The following is a 24,083-nucleotide window of genomic DNA, read 5'->3' as shown; positions in this document are numbered from 1 at the left end:
TATTATTCAACTCCATTTCATTCATGTCTAACGTTGCGCTCTTTTTATTGATTAAAGTAATAATAGACTGATAATAGACTGATAGATTCGTACATTACTGTTGTTCTGTACCTACATAGTTTATTTCACCAGCAAGCTTAGATAATGGTGCTTTTTGCTCGTTTTGTTGCAGTCTTTTAATGTCCGCTCGAATCCAAATCGATATACCAAAGGCGACTACGAACAATGCAGAGAAAATAATAAGTGTCATGTTATAGCTATTCGTTTTATCATAAATAAATGATAGCAGGATAGGTCCTACAACACCAGCCATTGCCCAAGCGGTTAATATATAACCATGGATCGCTCCGAGTTGTTTCGTTCCAAATAAATCGCCAATGTAAGCTGGAATTGAAGCAAATCCGCCCCCATAACACGTCATAATTGCATAAAGCAAAATCATAAACAAGACTGCGTTGAATGAAATTGGTAGTAATAGAAATGCAGCAATTTGAATAATGAAAAAGGCAGTATATACGTTTGGACGTCCAATATAATCCGATAAGCTAGCCCAGCCTAATCTGCCAGCACCGTTGAACAGTCCCATTATTCCTACCATTGTAGCTGCTGTAATTGCTGTCATGCCAGTAATTTCCTGCGCCATTGGTGATGCAACAGCAAGAAGGGCAATGCCACACGTAACGTTTATAAACAGCATAAACCAAAGCATCCAAAATCGTCTCGTTTTTACTGCTTCATTGGCGGTAAGCTGAGACAAATCTTTTTTAATTTTTATGCGACCAGATTGTTCTTTCTCTTTGAATCCAGCAGGCAACCAACCTTTTGGTGGTGGTGCTAAGTATTGCGCCGATAGCGTCATTACGACAAAATAAGCGGCACCAAGAATAAAGAAGGTAAGCGTTAGGCCGATTGTTTCAAGTAACTTAGCGGCAATTGGACCACTTAATAATGCTGCAAAACCAAATCCCATAATCGCTAGCCCTGTAGCTAATCCGCGTCGGTCAGGGAACCACTTAACGAGCGTTGACACTGGAGAGATATACCCTATTCCTAATCCAGTCCCGCCAATTACGCCATAAAATAAATATAATAGAAAAAGTGAACCAGTTGCAGTAGCAATTCCTGACCCAGCTACACCAACTCCGAAAAAAACGGCTGCTAGCATGCCAGATGTTTTAGGGCCTTTTTTTTCGACAAACCCACCCATAAAAGCAGCAGAAGTCCCAAGAAAAAAAATTGCAATACTGAAAGCAAGCGATATTTCTGTTTGGCTCCAACCAAATTGGTCGGACAGAGGGTTTGTAAATACACTCCACGCATAAGCAGATCCAATAGATAAGTGAATACCTAGTGCAGAAGCAGCAATTAGCCATCGGTTTTTTGTTTTTTCCATTTACTACTCTCCTTTTGTTATATATAGTATATTTTTTATCTATCGTTCTTCCCTAAAAGAACGAGATTATTTGTGCTTGAAATTAATAATATGTAGACATAGTTGGGTTAGGTAAAGGAGTAAGACGTTAAAAGCGGTTAGAAAGGATTTGCCGTACAATTGACAAAACGTATAGAAGTTGTGGAGTAGGTCTGAAGTAGCTTGGTATTTTTCTGCTCTATACGAAATACATAAGACCTGTATAATGCGCATATTTCAGATCACCATTAAGAGAAGGGTAACATGGAAGCGCATACAAATCAATGCTAACTAGTGTGAACGGTATGAATTTTTGGTTGAATTGTGTAAAGGATTGGGAATATAGCATATTACGTACTGTTTTAGTAGGTGAATAAATTGAGAGGTGAATGTATCTACGTGTTTTTTTCCTTTTTTGAATCATCTTATCGAAGAATGGACTGTACAAGATTCAAGTGGGAAAGCAAGGGTGTTTCTGAAGCGCTTTTGAATTAAACTTCATATAATAAATACTTGGTTAAACGTAAGAAAGCGAGTGTAGTATATAGAGCGAATTAAGGTGTTACTAAGTTCAGCACCGATTTGGCTGCATTAATAGACTGCTCATTTTGCTTTATGCACAATAAGTTTGATGAAGCGATCCATCTATTATTCGTATAGAATAATAGCCGTTGCTATATACGGGCATCCAGAGGGAAAAGCAATCGCTGAAAACCGATTTAGGAAGCTTGAAAAACTTCTTAAATTAGTTAAGGCATTGCCCGCTGAAAGCGAAGTATATGGCAACGGCGGTAACCGTGCAGCATATTAGTAAAAAATCGATACAAAAAGAGTGTTTTCAAGATTGTAATTATCTATTGATAAATACGTGACACATTCTAGTTCGATGCCTATTTAGGACAAGCATTGCTTTATTTTTAAACAGAAGTAAACGATGAAGTTTGCTATGTTTCATCTTTGTCTGCTAGTAATTCCTCCACATGTACGTTAATGTCCATAAGTAATTCCTTTATAGTACGACTTCCTATTAGATGATCCGCATACGTATCAAGCTCAGTGGGCTCGCGATTTACAATTACGAGCTTGGCTCCGCTTTCCTTTGCATCAAGCGGGAGTAGATTGGCCGGAGAAACAGAAAGTGAGGATCCAAGCACGATAAATAAGTCAGCCTTTCTCGTTTCCTGTTCAGCCTTTTTAAAAACATTTTGCGGTAAGGACTCGCCAAATAGGACGATACCTGGCCGGATTGTACCGCCACAGGAACAAATGGATGTACCAGATAAGTATGCGTTGCGGCTTGTTTCCTTTTTACATTCGTTACAATGTAGCGTGCGAAACGAGCCATGTAATTCCATCACATTTTCGTTTCCAGCGTCCTGATGAAAGCCATCGACATTTTGTGTAATAATGCTTTTAATAAGACCTGCTTTTTCCCATTTTCCTAAAATGAAATGTCCCTCATGTGGTTTGTATTTGTTTAGTTCTGATAGCCGATAGCGGTAAAAATCAGTAAATGCTTTTGTATTGTTGTGTAATGCCTGTACATTGGCGAGTTCATCCGGATTAAACCGCTCCCATAAGCCACGTGATTTTGAACGGAAGTCTGGCAATCCGCTCTCTGTAGACATTCCTGCTCCTGTATAAATAACCGGATAGGAGCTAGATGTAAGCAGATTTAACAATGTATGCACACTGCTACCTCCTTTCTTATATAGTATAGCACTATATGTTGAGAAGTAATGCTTACTAAAATAATAGAGGTCGCATTAAAAAATTGTTGTTTTACGCGCCGTGTTCGATCATCGTATCGGCTACATTCGTAAATCCAGCAATATCCGCACCAATAACTAAATTTCCTGGATGATTATAAGCGGCAGCAGCTGTGACACAGCTATTGTAAATGTTTTTCATAATTTCTTGTAGCTTCGTGTCCACTTCTTCAAATGACCAAGAAATTCGAGAGCTGTTTTGAGCCATTTCTAAAGAAGATGCAGCAACGCCGCCTGCGTTTACCGCTTTTGCTGGACCGAACAAAACGCCATTTGTTTGAAATACTTGAATCGCTTCTGAAGTACAAGGCATGTTTGCACCTTCTCCAACAGCTTGAACCCCGTTAATGAGCAATTGATTTGCTTCTTCACGGCCAATCTCATTTTGTGTAGCACAAGGCAATGCAACATCACAAGGAATGCCCCAAATTCCAGAGCAGCCTGAAAAATACTTTGCATCTTTATGCTCTTTTAAATAAGCATGTATACGATCATTATTTTCTTCTTTCACTTTTTTTACAGTTTCGATATTTATGCCATTTTCATCATAAATGTATCCATCGGAGTCACTACAAGCGACAACCCTCGCACCTAAACGGATTGCTTTTTCCATTGCATAAATCGATACATTACCAGAGCCAGACACTACAACTGTGCGGCCTTTAAACGATAAACCAGCATCCTTCAGCATTTCTTCTACAAAGTAAATCGTACCATAACCTGTTGCTTCAGTTCTTCCTAAGCTACCACCATATGAAAGCCCCTTACCAGTTAGTACGCCGGCATGGTATTGTCCGCTCATTCGTTTGTATTGGCCAAATAAATAACCGATTTCACGCTTGCCCACACCGATATCACCGGCGGGTATATCAATATCGGGACCAATGTATTTTGCGAGCTCCGTCATGAAGCTTTGACAAAAGCGCATAATTTCATTGTCTGATTTCCCTTTTGGGTCAAAATCAGATCCGCCTTTTCCGCCCCCGATAGCTTGACCAGTCAGTGAATTTTTAAATATTTGTTCAAATCCAAGAAATTTAATAATGCTAGCACTAACGGATGGATGAAACCGAAGGCCGCCTTTATATGGCCCGATGGCACTGTTAAATTGAACACGATATCCGCGATTCACTTGCATGTTTCCCTTGTCGTCTACCCATGGAACCTGAAAAGTAATCATTCGTTCAGGCTCAACAATTCGTGCTAACACATTATGCTGTATATATTTCGGATTTTTAATGAATACAGGGGTTAGTGAATGCAAGAACATTTTCACTGCTTGAAGAAATTCTTTTTCATGAGGGTTGCGTTGTTTAACGATTGAAAAAATATGATCTAAGTATTTTTTTACCTCTTTTTCATGCTGTGCTGCAGCATAATCTTCCGTTTGAGTCAGCAATAGTTGCAGCCTCCTTTCAAAATATCAAGTTCGTTTATTCACATATTAATATATGCTCAGTGTAATTAAATTTTACACAGAGAAAACAATCTAAGCAATACAAATAATAGATATAATCAATGCCAATATGAGATAATGATAAAAAGGGGTGGGAACAATTGGAGCTAAGGCAAATTAAATATTTTATTGAAGTTGCAAAGAGAGAGCATGTTACAGATGCAGCACATGCATTGCATGTAGCCCAATCTGCAGTAAGCAGACAAATATTTAACTTAGAGGCAGAGCTAGGTGTTGATTTATTCATTCGTGAAGGAAGGACAGTAAAGCTGACTCCAATTGGTCGAATCTTTCTCGAGCATATGGAACAAGCGATTCATGTGATTGACGACGCTACTCAAGTCATTGAAGAGTATACAGATCCAGAGCGGGGAACGATTCATATCGGTTTTCCAACTAGTATGGCTACATATATATTACCTACAGCAATATCCGCATTTCGGGAACGCTATCCACATGTTAAGTTTCAATTGCATCAAGGTTCGTATAATGAATTGAAGGAAGCAGTAGTTAAAGGAATTGTGAACATGGCGCTTCTTGGGCCTGTTCCGATGAATGAAAAAAAGCTGCACGGAACGATTTTGTTTACCGAGAAGATTGTTGCTTTATTACCTGCGAATCACCCTAAGGCAATAGCTTCTACTGTTTACTTGAACGATTTACGAGAGGATGGATTTGTTCTGTTTCCGGAGGGCTTTGTATTGCGAGATATAATTATTAACGGATGCCAGCAAATTGGATTTCAGCCAAAGATATCGTTTGAAGGTGAGGACATTGATGCAATTAAAGGACTTGTGTCGGCAGGTCTTGGAATTTCTTTGGTGCCAGAAATCACATTAGTGGATTGCTTACCGCGTGCAACGGTGAAAAAACAAATAATAGAGCCGAGTATAAGTAGAACGGTAGGAGTTATTATTCCAAAAGAACGCCAATTACTTCCGACGGAAAGGTTATTTTATACGTTTTTAAAGGAATTTTTTACGAGATTAGAGGAATTTCAATATTAATACGGGATGAATTCGGTACACCAAAGATCTTCGAAGATATACAGCTCCAGCTCGGGGATCAAAAGCTTGGAAAATTATTTATAATCGATGTACAGCCGTTAAACGAATTAATGCGTATCTTAAAAGAGTTCTTTCAATTAAACAATGTTCGTTCCAGAACAGGTAAACGAGCAAAAAATCATTTTGATATAGTCACCTTAATGTACAATGTATCTAAATTAGTTGCATAGCAACGCCAACTCGTCTGTGTGGAATCTGGATCGACGCAGACTTCTGCAGGAAAAGCAACAGCCGAAAATCGATTGAGTCACGTATTTGTGGGTGCTATTTTAAGAAGTTAAAAAACCTCTCTTTGTATTCGTTACTATTAGTATTGATTCCTACCGACCGCAGTAGATATACACTACGCTTTCTGTGGGCAGTGAAAATCAACGGTGTTATTCATGTGTATATCGTTCGAAGTAAAATTGATCACATATTATCTAGTTAGATTCGTGCATCTGTTCCCCCACAAACATTTTACTCATACCCGAAAATCCATTTTAAAAGTTTTGGGGTAACCTTTTAAAATTAGTTGAGGCGTTGCCTGCGGAAAGCGGACTGGATTCGGATGGAACACAGCAGACACCAATCTCGCTTTAAATTTTTAAGTGGATTTTAAAATGTTCTTTTGAGATTTTTTAAAAATGCCCATTATGAAATTGACTCGTCTAATTAAAAAACATCGATTTGCTCGATGCATGTGCTTATTTGAAAAGTAAGTGCGTTTGAGCATAAGTCGATTGTTTTTTTGCGCTTCTTTTTAACAATTTTTTCGAATTTAAAAAATCAATTATCGTTTATCTATGCTATACCTTTGTTTTCGGCAAACTTCGTAAAAATGGCCTGCTTAAATAATTTAATCTACTTGAAACCGCAGATGAACTATGCTAGGCTATATATACAATATCTTGATCACTAAATGGGATAAAACTACTATATGTAGTGATTTCGGCCATTTTTCCGGAGGGATGATCAAGGTGTACGCAAGTCAGGATTTAATACAAATTACATACCAATTAATGGACAGTTTAGCTATTATAGTATAGCAAACGACAACAAGATTTGCTATTACTTATTAAAAATACACAAAGGTGAAATCGAATCGATGGGATGGGAGGGTAGAAACTACTATTCTGTCGATTTTTTAAGCAAACAATTATAAATTATTTAATCTTTGGGAGGTTTTATTATGGTGACAAAAGCAGGAATGAAACAAACACATAAACTGGATGCCTTAATAGAAGAAGCGGTGAAAGGGTTAGGGCTTGAGACGGAGCAATATATTGAGAAAGCACATCGCACAGTTCCAGAAGACGCCTCTACGGATAAGCTTGTCGAAACACTCGTAAAAAATGCATTGGAAAATATTGATGAAGCAAGCCCTGCTTGGACATTTGTTGCTAGCCGTGTATATTTGCATGGTCTATATGAAAAAGCCGCCCAAAATAGAGGCTATGCTGCCGCTGAAAAATATGGTGACTTTTATCAATTGATTGATACGCTAACAACAAAGGGCATTTACTCTTCTCATATACTGGACAAATATACGAAGTCAGAAATTGATCACTTTGCAGAGCAAATTGACGCGGAACGAGATCGTTTATTTGATTATTTAGGCTTATACACGTTTGCTACGCGCTATTTGGCGACAGACCATGCAAAAAACACATTTGAATTGCCACAGGAACGTTGGATGATTATTGCAATGTATTTAATGCAAGATGAAGCAAAAACTAAGCGTACGGAATTAGTATTAGAGGCCTATTGGGCATTGAGCAATTTATATATGACGGTGGCTACACCAACGATGACAAATGCAGGAAAAACACATGGGCAATTATCGAGCTGTTTTATTGATACAGTAGATGATAGCTTGCAATCAATATATGACAGCAACACTGATATTGCGAAGTTATCAAAAAATGGTGGCGGCATTGGTGTGTACATGGGTAAAATTCGTGCACGAGGAAGCTCTATTAAGGGGTATAAAGGAATGTCAAGCGGTGTTGTGCCATGGATTAGACAGTTGAATAATACAGCTGTTAATGTCGATCAGCTTGGGACGAGAAAAGGAGCAATTGCTGTATATCTTGATATTTGGCACATGGACATTGAATCCTTCCTTGATCTTAAGTTGAATAATGGGGATGAGCGGATGCGCGCTCACGATATCTTCCTTGGTGTTTGTTTGCCTGATTATTTCATGGAGCAAGTGGAAAATCGTGGCGACTGGTATTTATTTGACCCACATGAAGTACGTCAAGTGATGGGATACTCACTTGAAGACTTTTATGATGAAGAAAGAGGAACGGGAACATGGCGGAAAAAGTATGAGGAATGTGTCCAATCGGATTTACTATCGAAGAAAAAAGTTCCAGCAATCGAGATTATGAAACGAATCTTAAAGTCACAGCTTGAATCGGGAACACCATTTATGTTCTATCGCGATGAAGTAAACCGTACGAATAATAACGAACACAATGGAATGATTTACTGCTCTAATCTTTGTACGGAAATTACACAAAACCAGTCACCAACTGAATTTATCGAAGAATATATTGAAAACGAAGATACAATTGTTAAGAAATATAAAACAGGAGACTATGTCGTTTGTAATTTAAGCTCCATTAACTTAGGTAAAGCAGTTCCAGACAATGTGCTTGATAGACTGCTTAAAGTTCAAGTGCGTATGCTTGATAACGTAATTGAAATCAACACATTGCCGATCAAACAAACACAATTAACAAATCAAAAATACCGTGCAATCGGATTGGGTACTTTCGGTTGGCACCATTTACTCGCTTTAAAAAATATAGAGTGGGAATCAGATGAAGCAGTAGCATATGCGGATGAACTATATGAAAAAATTGCCTATTTAACAATTAAAAATAGTATGGAATTAAGCAAGGAAAAAGGAAGCTATCCAGCGTTTGAGGGCAGCAAATGGCAAACGGGTGTATATTTTGAAAGCAAAGGGTATAAAGATGAAGCGTGGACAGAGTTGAAAGAAGCAGTTGCAGAGAACGGAATGCGTAATGGCTATTTAATGGCAGTTGCTCCAAACTCTTCAACGTCAATGATTGCTGGTTCAACTGCGAGTATCGATCCGATCTTCAAAGCGTTTTATAATGAAGAGAAAAAGGACTTTAAAATTCCGACTACAGCACCTGATTTGGATCATAGAACATATAACATTTATCGACGATCCGCATATATTGTTGATCAAAGATGGTCTGTTAAACAAAATGCAGCAAGACAAAAGCATGTGGATCAGAGTATTTCATTTAACTTATATGTTCCGAATACGATACGGGCATCCGTTCTACTCGATTTGCATATACAGGCATGGCGAGAAGGATTAAAGACAACATATTATGTACGTTCAACATCTAACGACATTGAGGAATGTGAGTGGTGTGAAAGTTGAATATTTTAATTGCGTATTTGTCGTATAGCGGAAACACGGAAGAGGTTGCAACGTTTATTCATAATCGTTTGATTGATGATGGACTTCATGTTGACATGCATGAAATTGGAATCGACCCGTTTGTTGATGTTTCCCGTTATGACTATCTCTTCCTCGGCACGTTTACGTGGGAGGAAGGTGCCACTCCGGACGAAGTAAAGGATTTCGTTCGGGAGGTTGGCTACAAGCCGGAGAATGTGGCCGTTTTTGGAACGGGTGATACACAGTTCGGTGGGGACGCCCTATTTTGTAAGGCAGCTGAAAAGTTAGCCATCTTTTACAACAGCAAATGGGAGCCTTTAAAAATTGAACAATCGCCGCGAGGCTATCAGGAACAGCGTATAGATTATTGGCTGGAAGGAGTGCTGCAAGATGTCAAAAGCTTTGCTTGAGAAAGCGAAAACATTAGACCCTCGCAACCCGAACAAATCGACAGGTTTATTTGGAGGTAAGTCGAGCGGAATATTAAATTGGAACGATATTGCTTATCCACATTGGTATAAGATGTACAAGCGTCTCGTTGGGAATTATTGGCAAGCTGACGAAGTAAGTATGGCAAGTGATGTAAAACAATTTCCAAACCTAACAAAAGAAGAACAAGATGCTTACTTGAAAATTATCGGTTTATTATCAACATTAGATGCACCACAAACACGAACAGCACTGCTATTATCATTATATGCGACCGACGCATCGGTGCAGTCCATTATGGCTGTTATCGCGCAGCAAGAAGCGGTGCATAATGAAAGTTATTCCTATGTTTTGTCATCGGTCGTTTCGCTTGGCGAACAAAATGAAGCTTTTAATCTTGGGAGAACGGATCCAGTTTTATTAAAGCGAAACCAGTATATAACCGAGCATTATAATGCATTTGTAGAAGAGCCGACAATAGAAAATATATTAAAAACAATGGTGTACACTGCCTTGTTAGAAGGTATGTTCTTTTATTCTGGCTTTGCATTTTTCTACAACCTAGCACGACATAATAAGATGGTAGGCACGTCAACGATGGTTAGCTATATAAACCGAGATGAACTGGAGCACGGTCGTTTTATTTCCGAATTGTTTCGCGCAACATTAGCTGAGAATCTAGAACACAATAATGCTGAATTGATCGATTGGGTTTATGATAGCTTTAAAACATCGGTAGAACTTGAGATTGAATGGTCCTCCTATGTGCTTGCAAACGTAGAAGGAATCGACCTAGAAGAAATGGCAGGCTACGTTAAATATCGTGCGAATAAAATGTTACGCATGATGGGCTTAAATGAAATTTATCCAGAACACGTGGAAAATCCAATGAAATGGATTCGTGCGTACGTCGATAATTTCGATGGGACGAAAACGGACTTTTTCGAGCAAAAATCAAGACAATATACAAAGACGAGTGATTTGAACGGCTTTGATGATTTGTAAGCTCAAGTCGCAGCAAAGCCCGATCCAATTAAAGTGGATCGGGCTTTTTATATAAGAGATTAATTTATACGTTAAATAACATATAAACAAACCAACTCGTACGTAGTTGATTTCCGAAACGAGAACCGACAAAAAAATGAATGGAGAGATAAAGATGGGGACTTGCAATATTGACCATTCGCTAGCAGACGTTCGTAAAAAGCTGAGCGACCAAAGTGAATTTCTTCCAGAACATATTACAAAACAGTGCCGTATCCTTTTGACAAACGAACCAGATCAATTGTTGTTAAATGAATTATTTCATTTATTGAAAAAATACGATTTAGCATCTGAGACGGAAAAACAGAAGCGCAATGAACAAATAGTACAATTAACAAACGCTTAATGAAAAAACAGTTTAGATTATCAACCAGGAAGGACAACAGCAATAATTGTTGCTGTGTGCTCAGATGGATTGTTTTCACTCCTTATTGCTTCATGTGAGTTGAGGAAATGACAGCCTGTGTATACTTCAGAATTCGCAAATTGATTGAAAATCATTCTTCCATAAAAGTATTTGCTGCTCCCATAGAAGTTGGTGCCCGTCCAATTCAATGTAATGCAATAAATAGAAGCACGTACAATCATCTAAATATCGATAATCGGGCTGTACAATATATGACGTTAGTGAAGAAAAATCACATTACTTTTTGGTAGGGAAATGTGAAGGGATTTCATTAACGTCATTTTTATTTTCTAATAGAAAACAAGTGAATTTCCTTGTAGAATAAAAGGCGTCAAAAACCATATCCAGGAGGAAAATCGCTTGTCAATCCGCTTATGGGTACAGAAGCTTACGAAGAATCAAAATTATGCTTTATTTCAAACGAAAACCTGTAGAAAAAAATACAATACAAAGCATAAACCATAAAAAACACACTCCAATCCCAATTAAACAGCGTTGAAGTGTGTGCAATAAGGCTATTCCCACTTTTAAAGCTGACTGGAACGGAAGTCGACGGACTCCTACGGAAATAGTATGAGCCCGAAGAACCCTGTAGCGACTCGGATAGAGGAGCTACAGCAGCGGAGGCCGTGCTCATGGAAAGCAATCGTCTGTAGTGCAGGTCAGCGAAATTAGAGCGTAACCTTTCATGTTTTTGTTCTATTTATTAGGAGGTATTCCTCGACTTAAAATACATCACAAACGTTATTTGACAAATAACCGATAATCGTACGTGCTTTCGTCAACGTCTAGTATACAAGTTCATTTAACTCGATCGTTCTTTTTTTATAACAATAGGGCTTTGTTTCCTTTTGCGAAAAATTCGATGCATTCCTCTGCCGATATCTTCAAATAGCAAATATACAGAAGGAATTAATAGTAATGTGATGAAGGTTGCAAATAACAAGCCGGAAATAATGACGACAGCAAGGGGCGATTGGTACCCACTGGACGATCCGGTTGCTAACGCTAATGGGATCATCCCACCAACCGTAGTTAAAGTAGTCATGAATATTGGTCGAATTCGATCCTTCCCAGCATTTATAACAGCATCGTTTACAGAGATGCCATCATTTCTTAATTGTTTTATTCGATCGATTAGCAGAATCCCGTTGTTTAGCACGATACCAACTAACATAATAACACCTATTCCGGATATAACATTTAATTCTTTTTGTGTTAAAAACAAACCTATGATGACACCAGTCATTGTAAGCGGGACAATAGACAAAATAATAAATGGCTGTTTAACGCTATTAAATTGAATAGCAAGCACTACAAATACGAGAAACAACGAAATCGCTAGAATAACAATCATATCCTCTGCAGTTTGTTGCTGTTGCTCTAAATCGCCACTCACAGCAAGTGTGTATCCGCTTTTTACAGTGAAGTCTTGGATAAGTTTTTGGATATCTCGATTGATTGTCCCCATATCTTTTCCTTCAAAATCAGCTGTCACTTTAATAAAACGTTCGCCATCTTCTCGATCAATCTGTGTCGGAGTAGTTTGTTTAACGATACGAACATACGTTGACAGCTTTTCTTCCCCATACGGTGTTTCAATTTTGTAATTCAATAAATCGCGTTTATTCTCAATAGAACTATCATTTTTTACATAAATAGGGGTAATATTCCCTTGTTGCACGAGTTCACCGGCTGGCATTTTGGCAAATAGAGTTCGTACGTTCTGTTGAATAAAACGAGCAGTTAGTTCGTCTTCTTCTATCTTTTCCTCGTTTAATTCAACGACAAATTCGTCCATTACTTTATTTCCTTCAATAGTAGTAGAAACAATACCATCGACTTGCTTTAATTGATTGGAAAAGTCATTTGCAATGTCAGTTAGTTCATTGAAACTTTCACCGTGGATGGTAATTTCGACTGGGAAGTCCGATGTACCTTCCACAGAAGACATTACATTTGCGATAGGAAAATCGGCTTCAAGTTCACGGATTTTCCGCAATATTTCCTCATTTATTTCATCCTGCTCACGGGTCTTCTCTTTTTCTGGTGTCATATTAACAAGCGTTATGAGCATCTCTACATTATCAATCGTAATGTTGCGATCGATATCTTGAATCGTCTCCAATTGCTCATTAATTTTTTTAGCAACTAACTCTCGTTCAGATGGTGTCGTCCCTGGCTCGAATTGTACAATGACTTCAGCATAACGATTAAGAATATCCGGTAATATAGTCATAGGTACCTTTGTTAAGAGGAAAAAAGAACTAATAAACAGAACTAGAAACAGACTTATAATACTAAGGCGCCGTCGTTTTTTCTTAGTAACCCATGTAAGTGTACGGCCGTACTGATCAATAACGCTTTTTTTCGTTTTTGTTTTTCGCTTCCTAACCTTTAAAAAGTTTTCAGATAAAACAGGAATCCATGTGAAGGAAACAAGCACAGAGCTTAGGAGCGTTATTGTAATAACAATCGCTAATATAAATACTGTTTTTCCAATGTCGTCATCTAAAATTCCAATTGGTAAAAAAACGACAATCGTTGTTAACATGGAAGCAAATACAGCAGTTGCTACTTCTTTTGTACCGCTAATAACGGCTGCTTTGTTGTTAAGTCCTAGCTCTTTCTTTTTATAAATAGATTCAAGCACAACGATGGAAGCATCCACCATCATTCCAATTCCTAATCCTAGTCCAATTAAGCTGGCTAGATTTAAACTGTAATCAAAAAGACGTAGCATTAATACGGTAAGTAAAATAGAAGCTGGAATGGAAAGTGCAACAATAAATGTAGCACGAATATTTCGTAAGAATAGTAATAATACGACAATAGCGATAATCGCACCAATAAGGATATTGTCTGTCATTCCAGCAATTGCATTTTCAACGTAGTCGGCTTGTGCGACAATTTCCTCTATTTTGACGTTACCGAGCAAGCCTTCGTTATTTATATTTTTTATTTCATTACGTACGGCTTCAGCCATTTCAATTTGAGTAACATCATTTACACGTCCAATTTGTACTAAAATAAAATCAGAGCTGCCATTTTTCCAAGCTATATCATTTTGTTCGCTGGTCTTTTCTTCAATCGTTGCTATGTCACTTAATTGTAGAAGACCACTATGTGAAGGGAGGGATATGGTACGTATATCTTCGATTGTTGAAAATGCAGTATGCCAACGTAGGGATGGAGAGTTTTTTTCGTTCGTTAATTCTCCAATTGATTCATTTATACGTGCTTCATTAATTGCTTGTATAACAGATTCTTGCTCAATCCCAGTCTCTTTCAACTTCTTTGAGTTTAATTCTACTACGATTTCTCGCTCGCTGACGCCTGCTAGTAAAGCTTCACGTACTTCTGGTAGAGCTTCTAATCGTGGCTTAATCACCTGTTGGGCCACATCCGTCATTTCTTCTTTGCTAGCTCCAGAAATGTCCATATAAAATTCAAATGGCTGATCGGTAGAAAATTGCATTACATAAATGTCTTTTACTCCGTAAAGATCATCGCGTAAGCCATAAACCGTTGTTTCTATATCTTTTGTAATGGCATGCCCATTTCCTTTTTCCATTGATATGTAAAACGTACTATTTCCGATCGATGACGTAGACCGGTATCTCTCCACTCCCTTTAAACTTCCGATCGATTGTTCTATTGGTTTACTGATAAATTGTTCGACATCTGCTGCGGGCATATCCTCTGTTTCGATCATAATCAATGCTTGGTCGAATGAAATTGGCGGAAATAATTCCTTGTCAAGCTTCGTAAACCCGTAAAATCCGAAGACAAAAATGAATGATATAAATAATCCAACAATGACCTTTCTTTTTAATAAAAACGATAGCATAGGCATAACACTCCTTTTCTTAACATTCATTTAATTAGTTGATTACTTATGTGACTAACCATATAGGTGGATGGGTAATTTGTCAATACGAACAGAATTAGTTGTCCTGCGGGAAGAAAGAGATCGATGAGACCCTACAGCGCATAGCAAGCGGAGGCTCACTATTCGCCCACGGAAAGCGTGTATATTCCATGAGCAAAAATGTTAAAAAATCACACCCTCTACAATGATTTTTTGGATATCCAAAATTAGGTATAAATAATTAATGTTAGGAAATGGATGGGAATGATCACGGATACACTTCGTTACGTATTCATCATAAGCTAGACAGGTGGATGATGTAATGAACTAAAGGAGTATTTTATGTACATCGGGAGGCGTAGAAGCGGACTAAACTATGGGAAGGTTCATCTTTATTGTACATAATGCGTTTCATTGCATAAATTTGTATAACGCTCTATAAGCTAACAAGCGACATACACGAGACTGTTCGCTAGTAGATATGTGCTATTTTTTTCAGCAAAAGAACAATTACAGTCTCGATTTATAGGATGATTCTGTATGTCAATTAGCAATTCATTCAGAATGTTGGACGCATAAAGTGAAATTGTTTCTAATTTACTATCTTCCTGCACTATGTGTTCTTTTATTTGTTGTTGGTTAGCAAGCGTGTAATGGCTTCTTCTAAGCTGATCCCGGTGCGGTTACTCCATGGTAACCCACCTTTTTCCAAATGCAATTCTGTAGCTTCCGGTTGATTGGATAAAATCCGGTTGTCAATACGCGCGATTTCCCCTGGAACCGATGCAGAAGGAACCTCATCATGGAACCAATAATACTGATAGCCTTCGGTTAATGTTTCCTTCTCAAACATACCGAGTGACTTTCCATCGTTTAAAACGATAATATAGTCAGCGAGCTTTTTGATATCCTCAGATTGGTGGGTTGCTAAAATAATTGAACGTTCTCCTTGCTCCATCCAGTTAACGAGCAAGTCGATTATTGCCCTTTTTGATGGAATATCAAGAAAAGAAGTCGGTTCATCTAAAATAAGTAATTCTGTATTTCTTGCAATTGCTAAAGCAAGCATTAGTTTCTGTTGAGCCCCTTGAGACATCTTGCTGAACCGCTTTGTTAGCGATATATCGAGCTGCTGAACGATTTTTCTGAATGAAGCTTCATCCCAATTAGGATACCAGCGGGAAATAAGATCTCTTAATGCTTCACCGGTAAACGTGTTAAAACCAACTGTAGTTTGAGCTAGATAAGTGACGTGTTTTTTCCAGCTTTCATCCGAACCACTCACTTGCTTATCAAAAAGAACGATAGTACCTGTGTCTTGTTTTGCAAGGTTTATAAGTAATTTAAGCAGTGTACTTTTTCCAGAGCCATTGCTGCCTACTAAAGCAGTAATTGTACCTGGTTCGATAACGAAATCAATTGGACCAAGTTCAAACGAATCAATTTTTTTCTGTACATTTTCTACGGACACCCATTTTTTCATAATAATCTCCTTTCTGTTTGTTGGAAAGCTAATCGTTTATTTTTTTATTGAGCACGCCATAAAAGATTCCTTCCAGCTGTTCTATTGTGTAGTCGTAATGTAAGGCAGTATCAATCGCTTGTTCAAACGCCTTTTGTATTGAAGTCATTTTTACTTTTTCTTTTAACTCAGCGTTCACTTCTGCTACAAATGTTCCCTTACCTTGTATCGTTTTGATAAATCTTTTCGCTTCCAAATTTTGATATACTCTTCGTGTTGTAATGATACTAATCTCCAAGTCCTTGGACAGGCTGCGGATGGAAGGTAAAGCAGTTCCTGCATCTAGCTGTCCACTAGCAATTAAAGCTTCTAATTGTTGCTCAATTTGATGGTAGATTGGTTCTCTTGAATCTTTAGATAATCGGATGGGCAGTTTCACGCTTGGCTTGCCTCCTTAAGTATTACAAATAATCTTGTGCATTCATTTTCTTCTCTTTTAGACGCAGCAAGTAGATGCTTGCGCCTAAGCTCACTACAATTGAAAGTATGATTACACTGAGTGGATGTTGTTCGGAAGCAATCATCGTCAAGTAAACAAGCCCGTTTTCTTCATGAAAAAACTGTAACCCCCCATATAAAATAGGAGCGAATATAAAGACGAAAAAGAGTACTTGAAGGATAAAGTTCGAACCAGCTTCAAGCTTTCTATGCCAACTTGAAAAAATGACACTTGTGCAGATCCATAAAATAGAAAAAGCGGCATAGCCCAAAGGCGACAGCAATACCCGCAATTCTGGTACAGTGATGTACAAAATAAGCAATAGTAAAAAATTATATGGGATGGATATCATTAGGCTGGCAAGCAAGCGTGCTTTCGTAATAAGTTGTTTCGAGATTGCGAGTTGTTGCAATGCTATTAAATATGGACTTACCCACGTATCGACATGTGATTTTTGTCGTTGGAATTCTTTTGGCTGTGCAATACGAGCACCTAAACCGAAGAAAATAATAAAGTATACATCAATAGCAGCCGCTGAATGCATGTCGCTTAAATAAGAAGGCATGGAAGTTATAATAAATAAAAGAAATAAGGATAAAAAGCCTATAAGTAAAAGGACATTGCTACTATATTGTCTTACTTCTACGAATGCTAATGAGAGTACTTGCTTCCCAAAATCCACTTTAAAAAACTCCTTTACTACCTTTACTAAATGTAATTTGAACGTGATTTGTATATGAGCGTTAGTATGAATAAAGCATCAATCTGTTATAGCCTCTTAGCTGTTCCAATCGAGAGCTAAACAAAGCAAGATGGCGCTTCATTATGTACTATAAATAATCAAATGAAGCCATCTTTTTTTGCATGCGCTTTGACCACGTAAACCAACCAAGTATAGCGAGTAATGAAGAACAAATGATAACTTGTACTGGATACTTAATCGAAACGAACATCGTCCAATTTACAAGTCCATTCGGATACAGCTTATAAAAAGAAAAGATAAATACGATGAAGAAAATCGGGCCAAGCAAAAAAAGTGAAAGCAAAATTGTCTTTATTAAGTCCGATCCTGCTTCGGTAATTAGCTGCATTCCTCCGATATAAATGCTAAAACAAATCCAGAAAAAGCAGAATACAGCATATTGACTCCCCGTCATTTCTGTTCGTAAGGCAGGAATTAAAATATATAAAATGACGAGAAACGAAATGTGAAACGGTATCGATAGGATCGCAAATGTTAAGAAACGATATGTTGATAGGATCTCCCTTCGGATTGGAAGCTGATTTAATGCGATTAAAAAGTAGGAAGCATAACGGCTATTTCCTAGCTTTTGCTCTCTGAACTCTTTCGGTCGAGCCCATTGTGAAACGATAGAAAAAAATAAGATGAAGAAGATGTCCATCCCCATTGATGGCTCCTCCATATATTCGGGCAAGGAAAGGCTAACAAGCAGGAGCGAAATCAATAATATGCCGATTAATAAAAGAATCGTAAGCGGCGAATGTTTTAATTCAAATTTAACGAGCCAGAATGCTTGCTTCATTTTTCCAATAGTGAACCCCTCCCTCTACTAAGTCGCTTTAACAACTCGTAGTCGTAAAGTTAATTTTGCTACGTATATAACGTAATGACTGTATATGTGTGTATGTCTATATATACAGTATAAGATAGATGTTGCCTTGTCAATGCTTTAATAAGTTTTTTAATGAAGCAGAGGGAAATGATTAAAGCAACGACAAAAATGTTTACTTTTTTACAAATATGTAAATGTTGAAGGGAGAAAGGTCTAAATAGAGCGAAAGGAGAGAGATGAGTTGAAATTTAGATTAATGAAGCTGTTCATCCTTCCATTATCCATAGCAATAATGGCGAGCGGGTGCGGAAATATGGATGATAACGCACCAGAACAGGAAAAGGCAGACGAAGCAATAGAAGTAGATAAAGGTATTGAAACAGAAGGTGGAGGGAATCAAACCGTAACCGTAGAGTTAAAAAACACAGATGGAGCAACCGTAGGAACGGCAGTAGTAGAAGCAGAAAATGAAGGTGTTAAAATATCCTTGCGTGCCGATCACTTAACTCCTGGGGTGCATGGCTTCCATATTCATGAAAAAGGAATCTGTGAGTCGCCAGACTTTAAGTCTGCCGGTGGGCATTTTAATCCTACCGACAAAAAGCATGGGTTTGATCATGAAGCCGGGCCACATGCGGGAGATATGCCGAACATAACTGTGAAAGAAGGTGGCACAGTAGAAGAGGAAATTGTAAATGAGTTTGTAACATTGGAAAAGGGTAAGGAAAATACACTGTTTAGTGATGAAGGAACAGCATTAATTATCCACTCTAAAGCCGATGATTATATTTCACAACCAGCAGGGAATGCCGGAGATCGAATTGTATGCGGCGTAATTAGTGATCCAAAATAAGCGTATCAAAGAGCGCGCTATTGTCCCCGGAATACTCCGGGGTATTCTTTTGCAAGATTAACGAAGTAAGTGTGTTGCTTCAAGTAGTTCCTCATAAACAGATTGATGTTAAACCCTCTTTTATTCATGTATAATAAATTTCGAGTACCGAAAGAAGGGATTATTACTCATGAGAACAAAATCAGCTTCACAAATGAAACCAAGTACAAATGATGGGAAGATTTGGACGCGGGATTTTTTGCTCATTTGCAGCGCTAATTTTTTTATTTTTCTCGGTTTTCAAATGACTCTGCCTACGCTTCCGTTGTTCGTGAAGGAATTAGGCGGAAGTGACCAATTAATAGGCATTATTGTTGGAATATTCACCTTTTCAGCACTCATCTTCCGACCGTACGCTGGGCATGCATTGGACTCAAAAGGCAGGCAAGTTGTGTATATGATTGGGTTAAGCTTATTTGTACTGTCGGTTGGTTCGTTTGCATTTGCTACAAGCATTGGCTTTTTACTTATGATGCGAATCGTCCAAGGGATTGGATGGGGGTTTTCGACGACAGCAACCGGTACGATTGCGACAGATTTGATTCCACCAAATAAACGTGGAGAAGGAATGGGCTATTTTGGTTTGTCCGGCAATTTAGCATTGGCAATTGGGCCAACGCTTGGGTTAACGCTCGTAGGAAAAATCTCCTTTTTGCAATTATACTTAATATGTGCCGTACTTGGCTTTGTCGCTTTTTTATTGTCCATTGTTATTCGATATAAAAAGGTCGAGCAATCTCCATATAAAACAACTACGTTAAAATTTGATATATTCGAAAGAAGTGCAATAGAGCCGGCGGTACTCCTGTTTTTTATTACCGTAACATTTGGAGGAATCGCTTCCTTTTTGCCACTATATGCAGAAGAAAAGGGCATTGATGGCATCGAGTTATATTTTATGTGTTTTGCCATCTTTTTAATGATTTCACGTACATTTGCTGGACAGATTTATGATCGTGTCGGACATGTTTATGTTTTTCCGCCCGGAGCAGTCTTTATCTTTATTGCGATGCTATTGCTCGCTTGGTTGCCGAGCACTGCTGTCATGTTGCTTGCTGCTGGCCTTTATGGTCTCGGCTTTGGAACCTTACAGCCTGCATTACAAGCATGGGCCGTAGACAAAGCGCCAAATAATCGGAAGGGAATGGCAAATGCTACGTTTTTTTCATTTTTTGATTTAGGTGTAGGAATCGGTGCAATTGTCTTTGGACAGCTTGCCTTTATGTATACCTATCAAGTGATTTACATTACTGCTGCTGGTTCTGTAGTAATGTCGCTCGCTTTTTACATCTATGCTTTAATGAAATCGAAAAGAAACAATGCATCTCTTTAAAATACATTTTAAGCCGAACCGTTTCACAAATAGCTGGCATTCCGTTAAAATAGTATATTAAACAAATTGTAGAAAGTAGGGTATTTCGTTTTGAAAACGATACATGAGGCAAGTATACAGAATATGTTTCCATCGCTTATTTATAAACGTGGATTGGCTTATTATAATAACGATCAAGTAAGTGATTTACTGTTCGATATTAATTATGATGTATGGACGGCGACTGTTCATGGAACAGATACGTATTTTGTAGAAATTAATATGGCCAATTTCCATAATGGAACAATAAAAGCCTATTGTGATTGCCCAGCATTTGACACGTATGGTTCATGTAAGCATATCGTTGCAGTACTAATCGGTATAGCTAAGCGATCAGACACTGTAGAACCAGCGTTCAGCTACCAGACAACGAATCATTTTATGCAAGCTATTACAGCTGCAGCCGATCAAAGGGATGTAGATGATGTTTTAACAAATAAAGTACCGATGCAAGTGGAGTACCATTGTAAATGGACGTACGATGAAACAATATTAATTGAATTGAAAACAGGTGTCAACAGGTGCTATGTTATTCGTGATATTGAACATTTTTTAAAAAATGTTATGGAAGGTAGAGAGTTTTACTTTACAAAAAAATTCACATATCTTCCTGAGAGTCATTTTTTTTTACAACAGGATATGGACATATTAGAATTACTTTACTCTTTTATTCGCAATGAACGTATTTACAGAAATTCGCATTCGCTTCCAGCTTTTTATGAAAAAAAGCATGGCGAACGGTATATCGTTGTTCCGCCGATGTTTGTTCGCCAGCTTCTTGAGAAATTGGTTGAACGGAACGTAAAGGTAGAGGTGGATGACAACACATATGCAGCAATTGAAATAGAAAAAGATACATTGCCGTTTCAATTCTCCTTAGCAAAAAGTACGAATGATGAATTATTGCTTGAGATGAACGATGTAAGCGGAATGTACATGAAAGATTACGAGCTGTTATTTTCGGAAGGTGTTTTTTACTTTCCAAGGAGGGAGCAGCTACCTGTATTGGAGCAAATGGCAAAGCTCGGAATGAAAGATCATAAGCTACCGATTTTAAAAAATCAAGCCGATGTCTTTTTGTCTGAAGTGCTGCCACTGCTTAATGAAGCTGGTGATGTACACATTAAGGAAGAAGTGGCGGACGAAATCATTCATTTCCCATTACGTGCCAAGCTTTATTTAGATTTAAAGGAAAATATGATTGTCGGAGATCTCCAGTATCATTATGGGAACTATGAAATTGATCCGTTTACTGGGAATGTTGATAAAGATGTCATGATAATTCATGATACAAAAAAAGAAAATTATATTATGCATTTAATCGAGCATGCAAACTTTCATTATAACGGCACGGAGCTTTATATTGAAGCTGATGAAGAACAGTTGTATGAGTTTTTATATACGATAATTCCGATGCTGGATGAACATGTCGAGTTATTTTTAACCGCTGGACTCCAAGCATTATATGTGGAACACGAACCTGAACCTCAAACACGGGTAAGGGTGGAATCCGCTTCAAACTTATTAGAAATTGGCTTTGATATTGCTGGTGTAAACGACGAGGAAGTAAATGAAATGCTACAGGCTGTCATTGAAAAAAAGAGATATTACCGGCTCAATAGCGGAGCAATTGTATCATTAGAAAGTGAAGGATTTACGTCGTTGAAGCAATTTTTTACGGATTTGGATGTAGAACGTCGAGATCTGGATAACGGCTCGATACAAATGCTTGTTTATCGAAGTACACAAGTTGATGCGTTAATTGATACACCTAAAAAGTACGATGCTTCCTTTCGTAACCTATTGCATCAATTGAAGTCTCCAGAAGAACAAACGTATCCGATCCCTGAGAATCTCAATGCGTCGTTGCGAAGTTATCAGCAAGCAGGGTATCAGTGGTTTAAATCGTTAAGTGCGTATCACTTAGGAGGAATATTAGCAGATGATATGGGGTTAGGGAAAACATTGCAAAGTATTGCTTACATGGTTTCTGAGCCAAGCGAAAATCCACATCTTGTTATCGCACCGTCCTCTGTGTTGTACAATTGGAAAAACGAATGTCGAAAATTTGCGCCTCATTTGGAGGTTGTCGTTTTATCTGGCACACCAGAGGAACGTAAAAATCGTATTGAAGCAAGTAAGTCAGCCGACATATGGATAACGTCCTATGCTATGGTACGTCAAGATATTGAACAGTATCGTGAAGTTACATTTCAAACATTAATTTTAGATGAAGCACAATATATTAAAAATTATGCAACGAAGACATCGCGTGCGGTTCGAGAAGTTCAGGCGCATCGCCGATTTGCACTGAGCGGCACACCAATTGAAAATTCAATTGACGAACTGTGGGCTATTTTCCAAGTTGTTTTGCCAGGCCTCATGCCAAATCAACGGAAATTTAAGCAATTAGCACATGAAAAAATTGCATCAATTACGAAGCCTTTTATATTACGAAGACTAAAAGAAGAAGTATTGAAGGAGCTACCGGAAAAGATTGAGTCGGTTCACGTATCGGAGCTTACGGAAGACCAGAAAAATCTGTACGTTGGGTATTTGCGGCAGTTACAGCAAGAGGCGGCGGAATCGATAAAAGAAGCCGGATTTAACCAAAACAGAATGAAGATATTAGCAGGGTTGACGCGATTGAGGCAAATATGTTGTCATCCGTCGTTATTTATCGAAAACTACGCTGGTAAATCGGGAAAACTGGAGCAACTAATGGATACCATCCAAAATTCTATCGAGAATGGAAAGCGAATGCTTATATTTTCTCAGTTTACGAGTATGCATGAAATAATGATTGCGAAATTAAAGCAACTGAACATTGATTATTTTTATTTACATGGTGGTACACCTTCGGAAGAAAGAGTTCAAATGAGTGAGCGTTTCAACAACGGAGAGAAAAGTGTGTTTTTAATTTCATTACGTGCTGGGGGTACAGGATTAAACTTAACCGGAGCAGATACGGTTATTTTATATGATTTATGGTGGAATCCTGCGGTGGAAGATCAGGCAACTGGAAGAGCACATCGATTTGGTCAGAAGAACGTAGTGCACGTTATTCGATTTATTACGGAAGGAACCATTGAAGAAAAAATATATCAATTACAGCAAAAAAAGCGTGAATTGATTGACCAAGTGATTCAACCAGGAGAGACGATGTTATCGAGTCTTTCAGAAGAAGATGTACGTGAATTGTTGAGTATATAGAGCTTGCACAATGAGATTCATACTTACTGTAGAATTTCCTGAAGGGTACTTGGAAAATAATGGCGAACTTCACTAATACCAATACCACCTATTATAGAACCAATATAAAAAACTTAAAAAAGTAGTATAATATTTTTAATTAAGAGCTGAATGGAGTTTCCATTCAGCTTTATTTTTAGCCGAATTAA

General features: G+C 38.0%; 16 protein-coding genes and 1 pseudogene. 9 read left to right on the top strand and 8 right to left on the bottom strand.

The features are described from left to right. Positions 1-94 precede the first annotated feature (94 nt). The 3 genes from ACLIBH_RS01935 to gdhA all read right to left on the bottom strand — a co-directional run bounded on the left by ACLIBH_RS01935 (position 95) and on the right by gdhA (position 4,576). Positions 95-1,393, bottom strand: coding sequence for an L-lactate MFS transporter (locus ACLIBH_RS01935; RefSeq protein ID WP_439314979.1), 1,299 nt, complete (start codon positions 1,391-1,393; stop codon positions 95-97). A 962-nt stretch (positions 1,394-2,355) separates the two neighbouring features. Further along, complete coding sequence (locus ACLIBH_RS01930) at positions 2,356-3,102, bottom strand: NAD-dependent protein deacylase (RefSeq protein WP_439314978.1); 747 nt, start codon at positions 3,100-3,102, stop codon at positions 2,356-2,358. A 91-nt stretch (positions 3,103-3,193) separates the two neighbouring features. Continuing rightward, positions 3,194-4,576: an NADP-specific glutamate dehydrogenase gene (gene gdhA, locus ACLIBH_RS01925; protein ID WP_439315033.1), complete on the bottom strand. Its 1,383-nt coding sequence runs from the start codon at positions 4,574-4,576 to the stop codon at positions 3,194-3,196. A gap of 161 nt (positions 4,577-4,737) precedes the next feature. On the opposite strand from gdhA, the gene ACLIBH_RS01920 reads away from it, so the two are divergent. The 6 genes and pseudogenes from ACLIBH_RS01920 to ACLIBH_RS01895 all read left to right on the top strand — a co-directional run bounded on the left by ACLIBH_RS01920 (position 4,738) and on the right by ACLIBH_RS01895 (position 10,952). Continuing rightward, the gene (locus ACLIBH_RS01920; protein WP_439314977.1) at positions 4,738-5,643 is read left to right on the top strand and encodes a LysR family transcriptional regulator; all 906 of its coding nucleotides are present in this window, start codon (positions 4,738-4,740) and stop codon (positions 5,641-5,643) included. A 10-nt stretch (positions 5,644-5,653) separates the two neighbouring features. After that, positions 5,654-5,873, top strand: a pseudogene (locus ACLIBH_RS01915) (IS5/IS1182 family transposase); the annotation flags it as partial. A gap of 1,019 nt (positions 5,874-6,892) precedes the next feature. After that, positions 6,893-9,112 carry a ribonucleoside-diphosphate reductase subunit alpha gene (locus ACLIBH_RS01910; RefSeq protein ID WP_439315032.1) on the top strand — a complete coding sequence of 740 codons (2,220 nt, stop codon included), beginning with the start codon at positions 6,893-6,895 and terminating at the stop codon, positions 9,110-9,112. Next, a complete protein-coding gene (locus ACLIBH_RS01905; protein ID WP_439314976.1) occupies positions 9,109-9,543 on the top strand; it encodes a flavodoxin in 435 nt (144 codons plus the stop codon). The genes ACLIBH_RS01910 and ACLIBH_RS01905 overlap by 4 nt, the downstream gene beginning before the upstream one ends. Further along, the gene (locus ACLIBH_RS01900; RefSeq protein ID WP_439314975.1) at positions 9,524-10,567 is read left to right on the top strand and encodes a ribonucleotide-diphosphate reductase subunit beta; all 1,044 of its coding nucleotides are present in this window, start codon (positions 9,524-9,526) and stop codon (positions 10,565-10,567) included. The genes ACLIBH_RS01905 and ACLIBH_RS01900 overlap by 20 nt, the downstream gene beginning before the upstream one ends. Before the next feature lie 154 nt (positions 10,568-10,721). Next, the gene (locus tag ACLIBH_RS01895; RefSeq protein WP_439314974.1) at positions 10,722-10,952 is read left to right on the top strand and encodes a hypothetical protein; all 231 of its coding nucleotides are present in this window, start codon (positions 10,722-10,724) and stop codon (positions 10,950-10,952) included. A gap of 865 nt (positions 10,953-11,817) precedes the next feature. On the opposite strand, the gene ACLIBH_RS01890 is transcribed toward ACLIBH_RS01895, so the two are convergent. From ACLIBH_RS01890 to ACLIBH_RS01870, 5 genes are all read right to left on the bottom strand, one after another. Next, the gene (locus ACLIBH_RS01890; RefSeq protein WP_439314973.1) at positions 11,818-14,862 is read right to left on the bottom strand and encodes an efflux RND transporter permease subunit; all 3,045 of its coding nucleotides are present in this window, start codon (positions 14,860-14,862) and stop codon (positions 11,818-11,820) included. 646 nt (positions 14,863-15,508) lie between these two features. Beyond that, positions 15,509-16,366, bottom strand: coding sequence for an ATP-binding cassette domain-containing protein (locus tag ACLIBH_RS01885; RefSeq protein ID WP_439314972.1), 858 nt, complete (start codon positions 16,364-16,366; stop codon positions 15,509-15,511). A gap of 28 nt (positions 16,367-16,394) precedes the next feature. After that, positions 16,395-16,784, bottom strand: a complete 390-nt coding sequence (locus tag ACLIBH_RS01880; RefSeq protein ID WP_439314971.1) for a GntR family transcriptional regulator — start codon at positions 16,782-16,784, stop codon at positions 16,395-16,397. Positions 16,785-16,806: 22 nt separating this feature from the next. Beyond that, positions 16,807-17,526 (bottom strand): hypothetical protein, encoded by a 720-nt coding sequence (locus tag ACLIBH_RS01875; protein WP_439314970.1) that lies wholly within the window; start codon positions 17,524-17,526, stop codon positions 16,807-16,809. Between the two features lie 148 nt (positions 17,527-17,674). Next, the gene (locus tag ACLIBH_RS01870) at positions 17,675-18,388 is read right to left on the bottom strand and encodes a hypothetical protein (protein ID WP_439314969.1); all 714 of its coding nucleotides are present in this window, start codon (positions 18,386-18,388) and stop codon (positions 17,675-17,677) included. Positions 18,389-18,659: 271 nt separating this feature from the next. On the opposite strand from ACLIBH_RS01870, the gene ACLIBH_RS01865 reads away from it, so the two are divergent. From ACLIBH_RS01865 to ACLIBH_RS01855, 3 genes are all read left to right on the top strand, one after another. Continuing rightward, entirely contained in the window at positions 18,660-19,271 is a 612-nt protein-coding gene (locus ACLIBH_RS01865; protein ID WP_439314968.1) for a superoxide dismutase family protein, read from the top strand. Positions 19,272-19,440: 169 nt separating this feature from the next. Continuing rightward, positions 19,441-20,643: an MFS transporter gene (locus ACLIBH_RS01860; RefSeq protein WP_439314967.1), complete on the top strand. Its 1,203-nt coding sequence runs from the start codon at positions 19,441-19,443 to the stop codon at positions 20,641-20,643. 90 nt (positions 20,644-20,733) lie between these two features. Then, positions 20,734-23,895 carry an SNF2 helicase associated domain-containing protein gene (locus tag ACLIBH_RS01855; protein WP_439314966.1) on the top strand — a complete coding sequence of 1,054 codons (3,162 nt, stop codon included), beginning with the start codon at positions 20,734-20,736 and terminating at the stop codon, positions 23,893-23,895. The last annotated feature ends 188 nt before the right edge of the window (positions 23,896-24,083 follow it).

It is taken from the genome of Virgibacillus sp. W0430 (genome assembly GCF_051846935.1).
Taxonomy (GTDB): Bacteria; Bacillota; Bacilli; order Bacillales; family Amphibacillaceae; genus JBPYCR01.
The sequence above is the reverse complement of the archived record's forward strand: the minus strand, read 5'-3'. Positions and strand labels throughout refer to the sequence as shown.

Excerpts from the sequence above, each read along its gene's own strand:
- ACLIBH_RS01895 (WP_439314974.1), top strand. The coding sequence starts at position 10,722 with ATGGGGACTTGCAATATTGACCATTCGCTAGCAGACGTTCGTAAAAAG.
- ACLIBH_RS01870 (WP_439314969.1), bottom strand. The coding sequence starts at position 18,388 with ATGAAGCAAGCATTCTGGCTCGTTAAATTTGAATTAAAACATTCGCCG.
- ACLIBH_RS01860 (WP_439314967.1), top strand. The coding sequence starts at position 19,441 with ATGAGAACAAAATCAGCTTCACAAATGAAACCAAGTACAAATGATGGG.
- ACLIBH_RS01890 (WP_439314973.1), bottom strand. The coding sequence starts at position 14,862 with ATGCTATCGTTTTTATTAAAAAGAAAGGTCATTGTTGGATTATTTATA.
- ACLIBH_RS01885 (WP_439314972.1), bottom strand. The coding sequence starts at position 16,366 with ATGAAAAAATGGGTGTCCGTAGAAAATGTACAGAAAAAAATTGATTCG.
- ACLIBH_RS01900 (WP_439314975.1), top strand. The coding sequence starts at position 9,524 with ATGTCAAAAGCTTTGCTTGAGAAAGCGAAAACATTAGACCCTCGCAAC.
- ACLIBH_RS01935 (WP_439314979.1), bottom strand. The coding sequence starts at position 1,393 with ATGGAAAAAACAAAAAACCGATGGCTAATTGCTGCTTCTGCACTAGGT.
- ACLIBH_RS01910 (WP_439315032.1), top strand. The coding sequence starts at position 6,893 with ATGAAACAAACACATAAACTGGATGCCTTAATAGAAGAAGCGGTGAAA.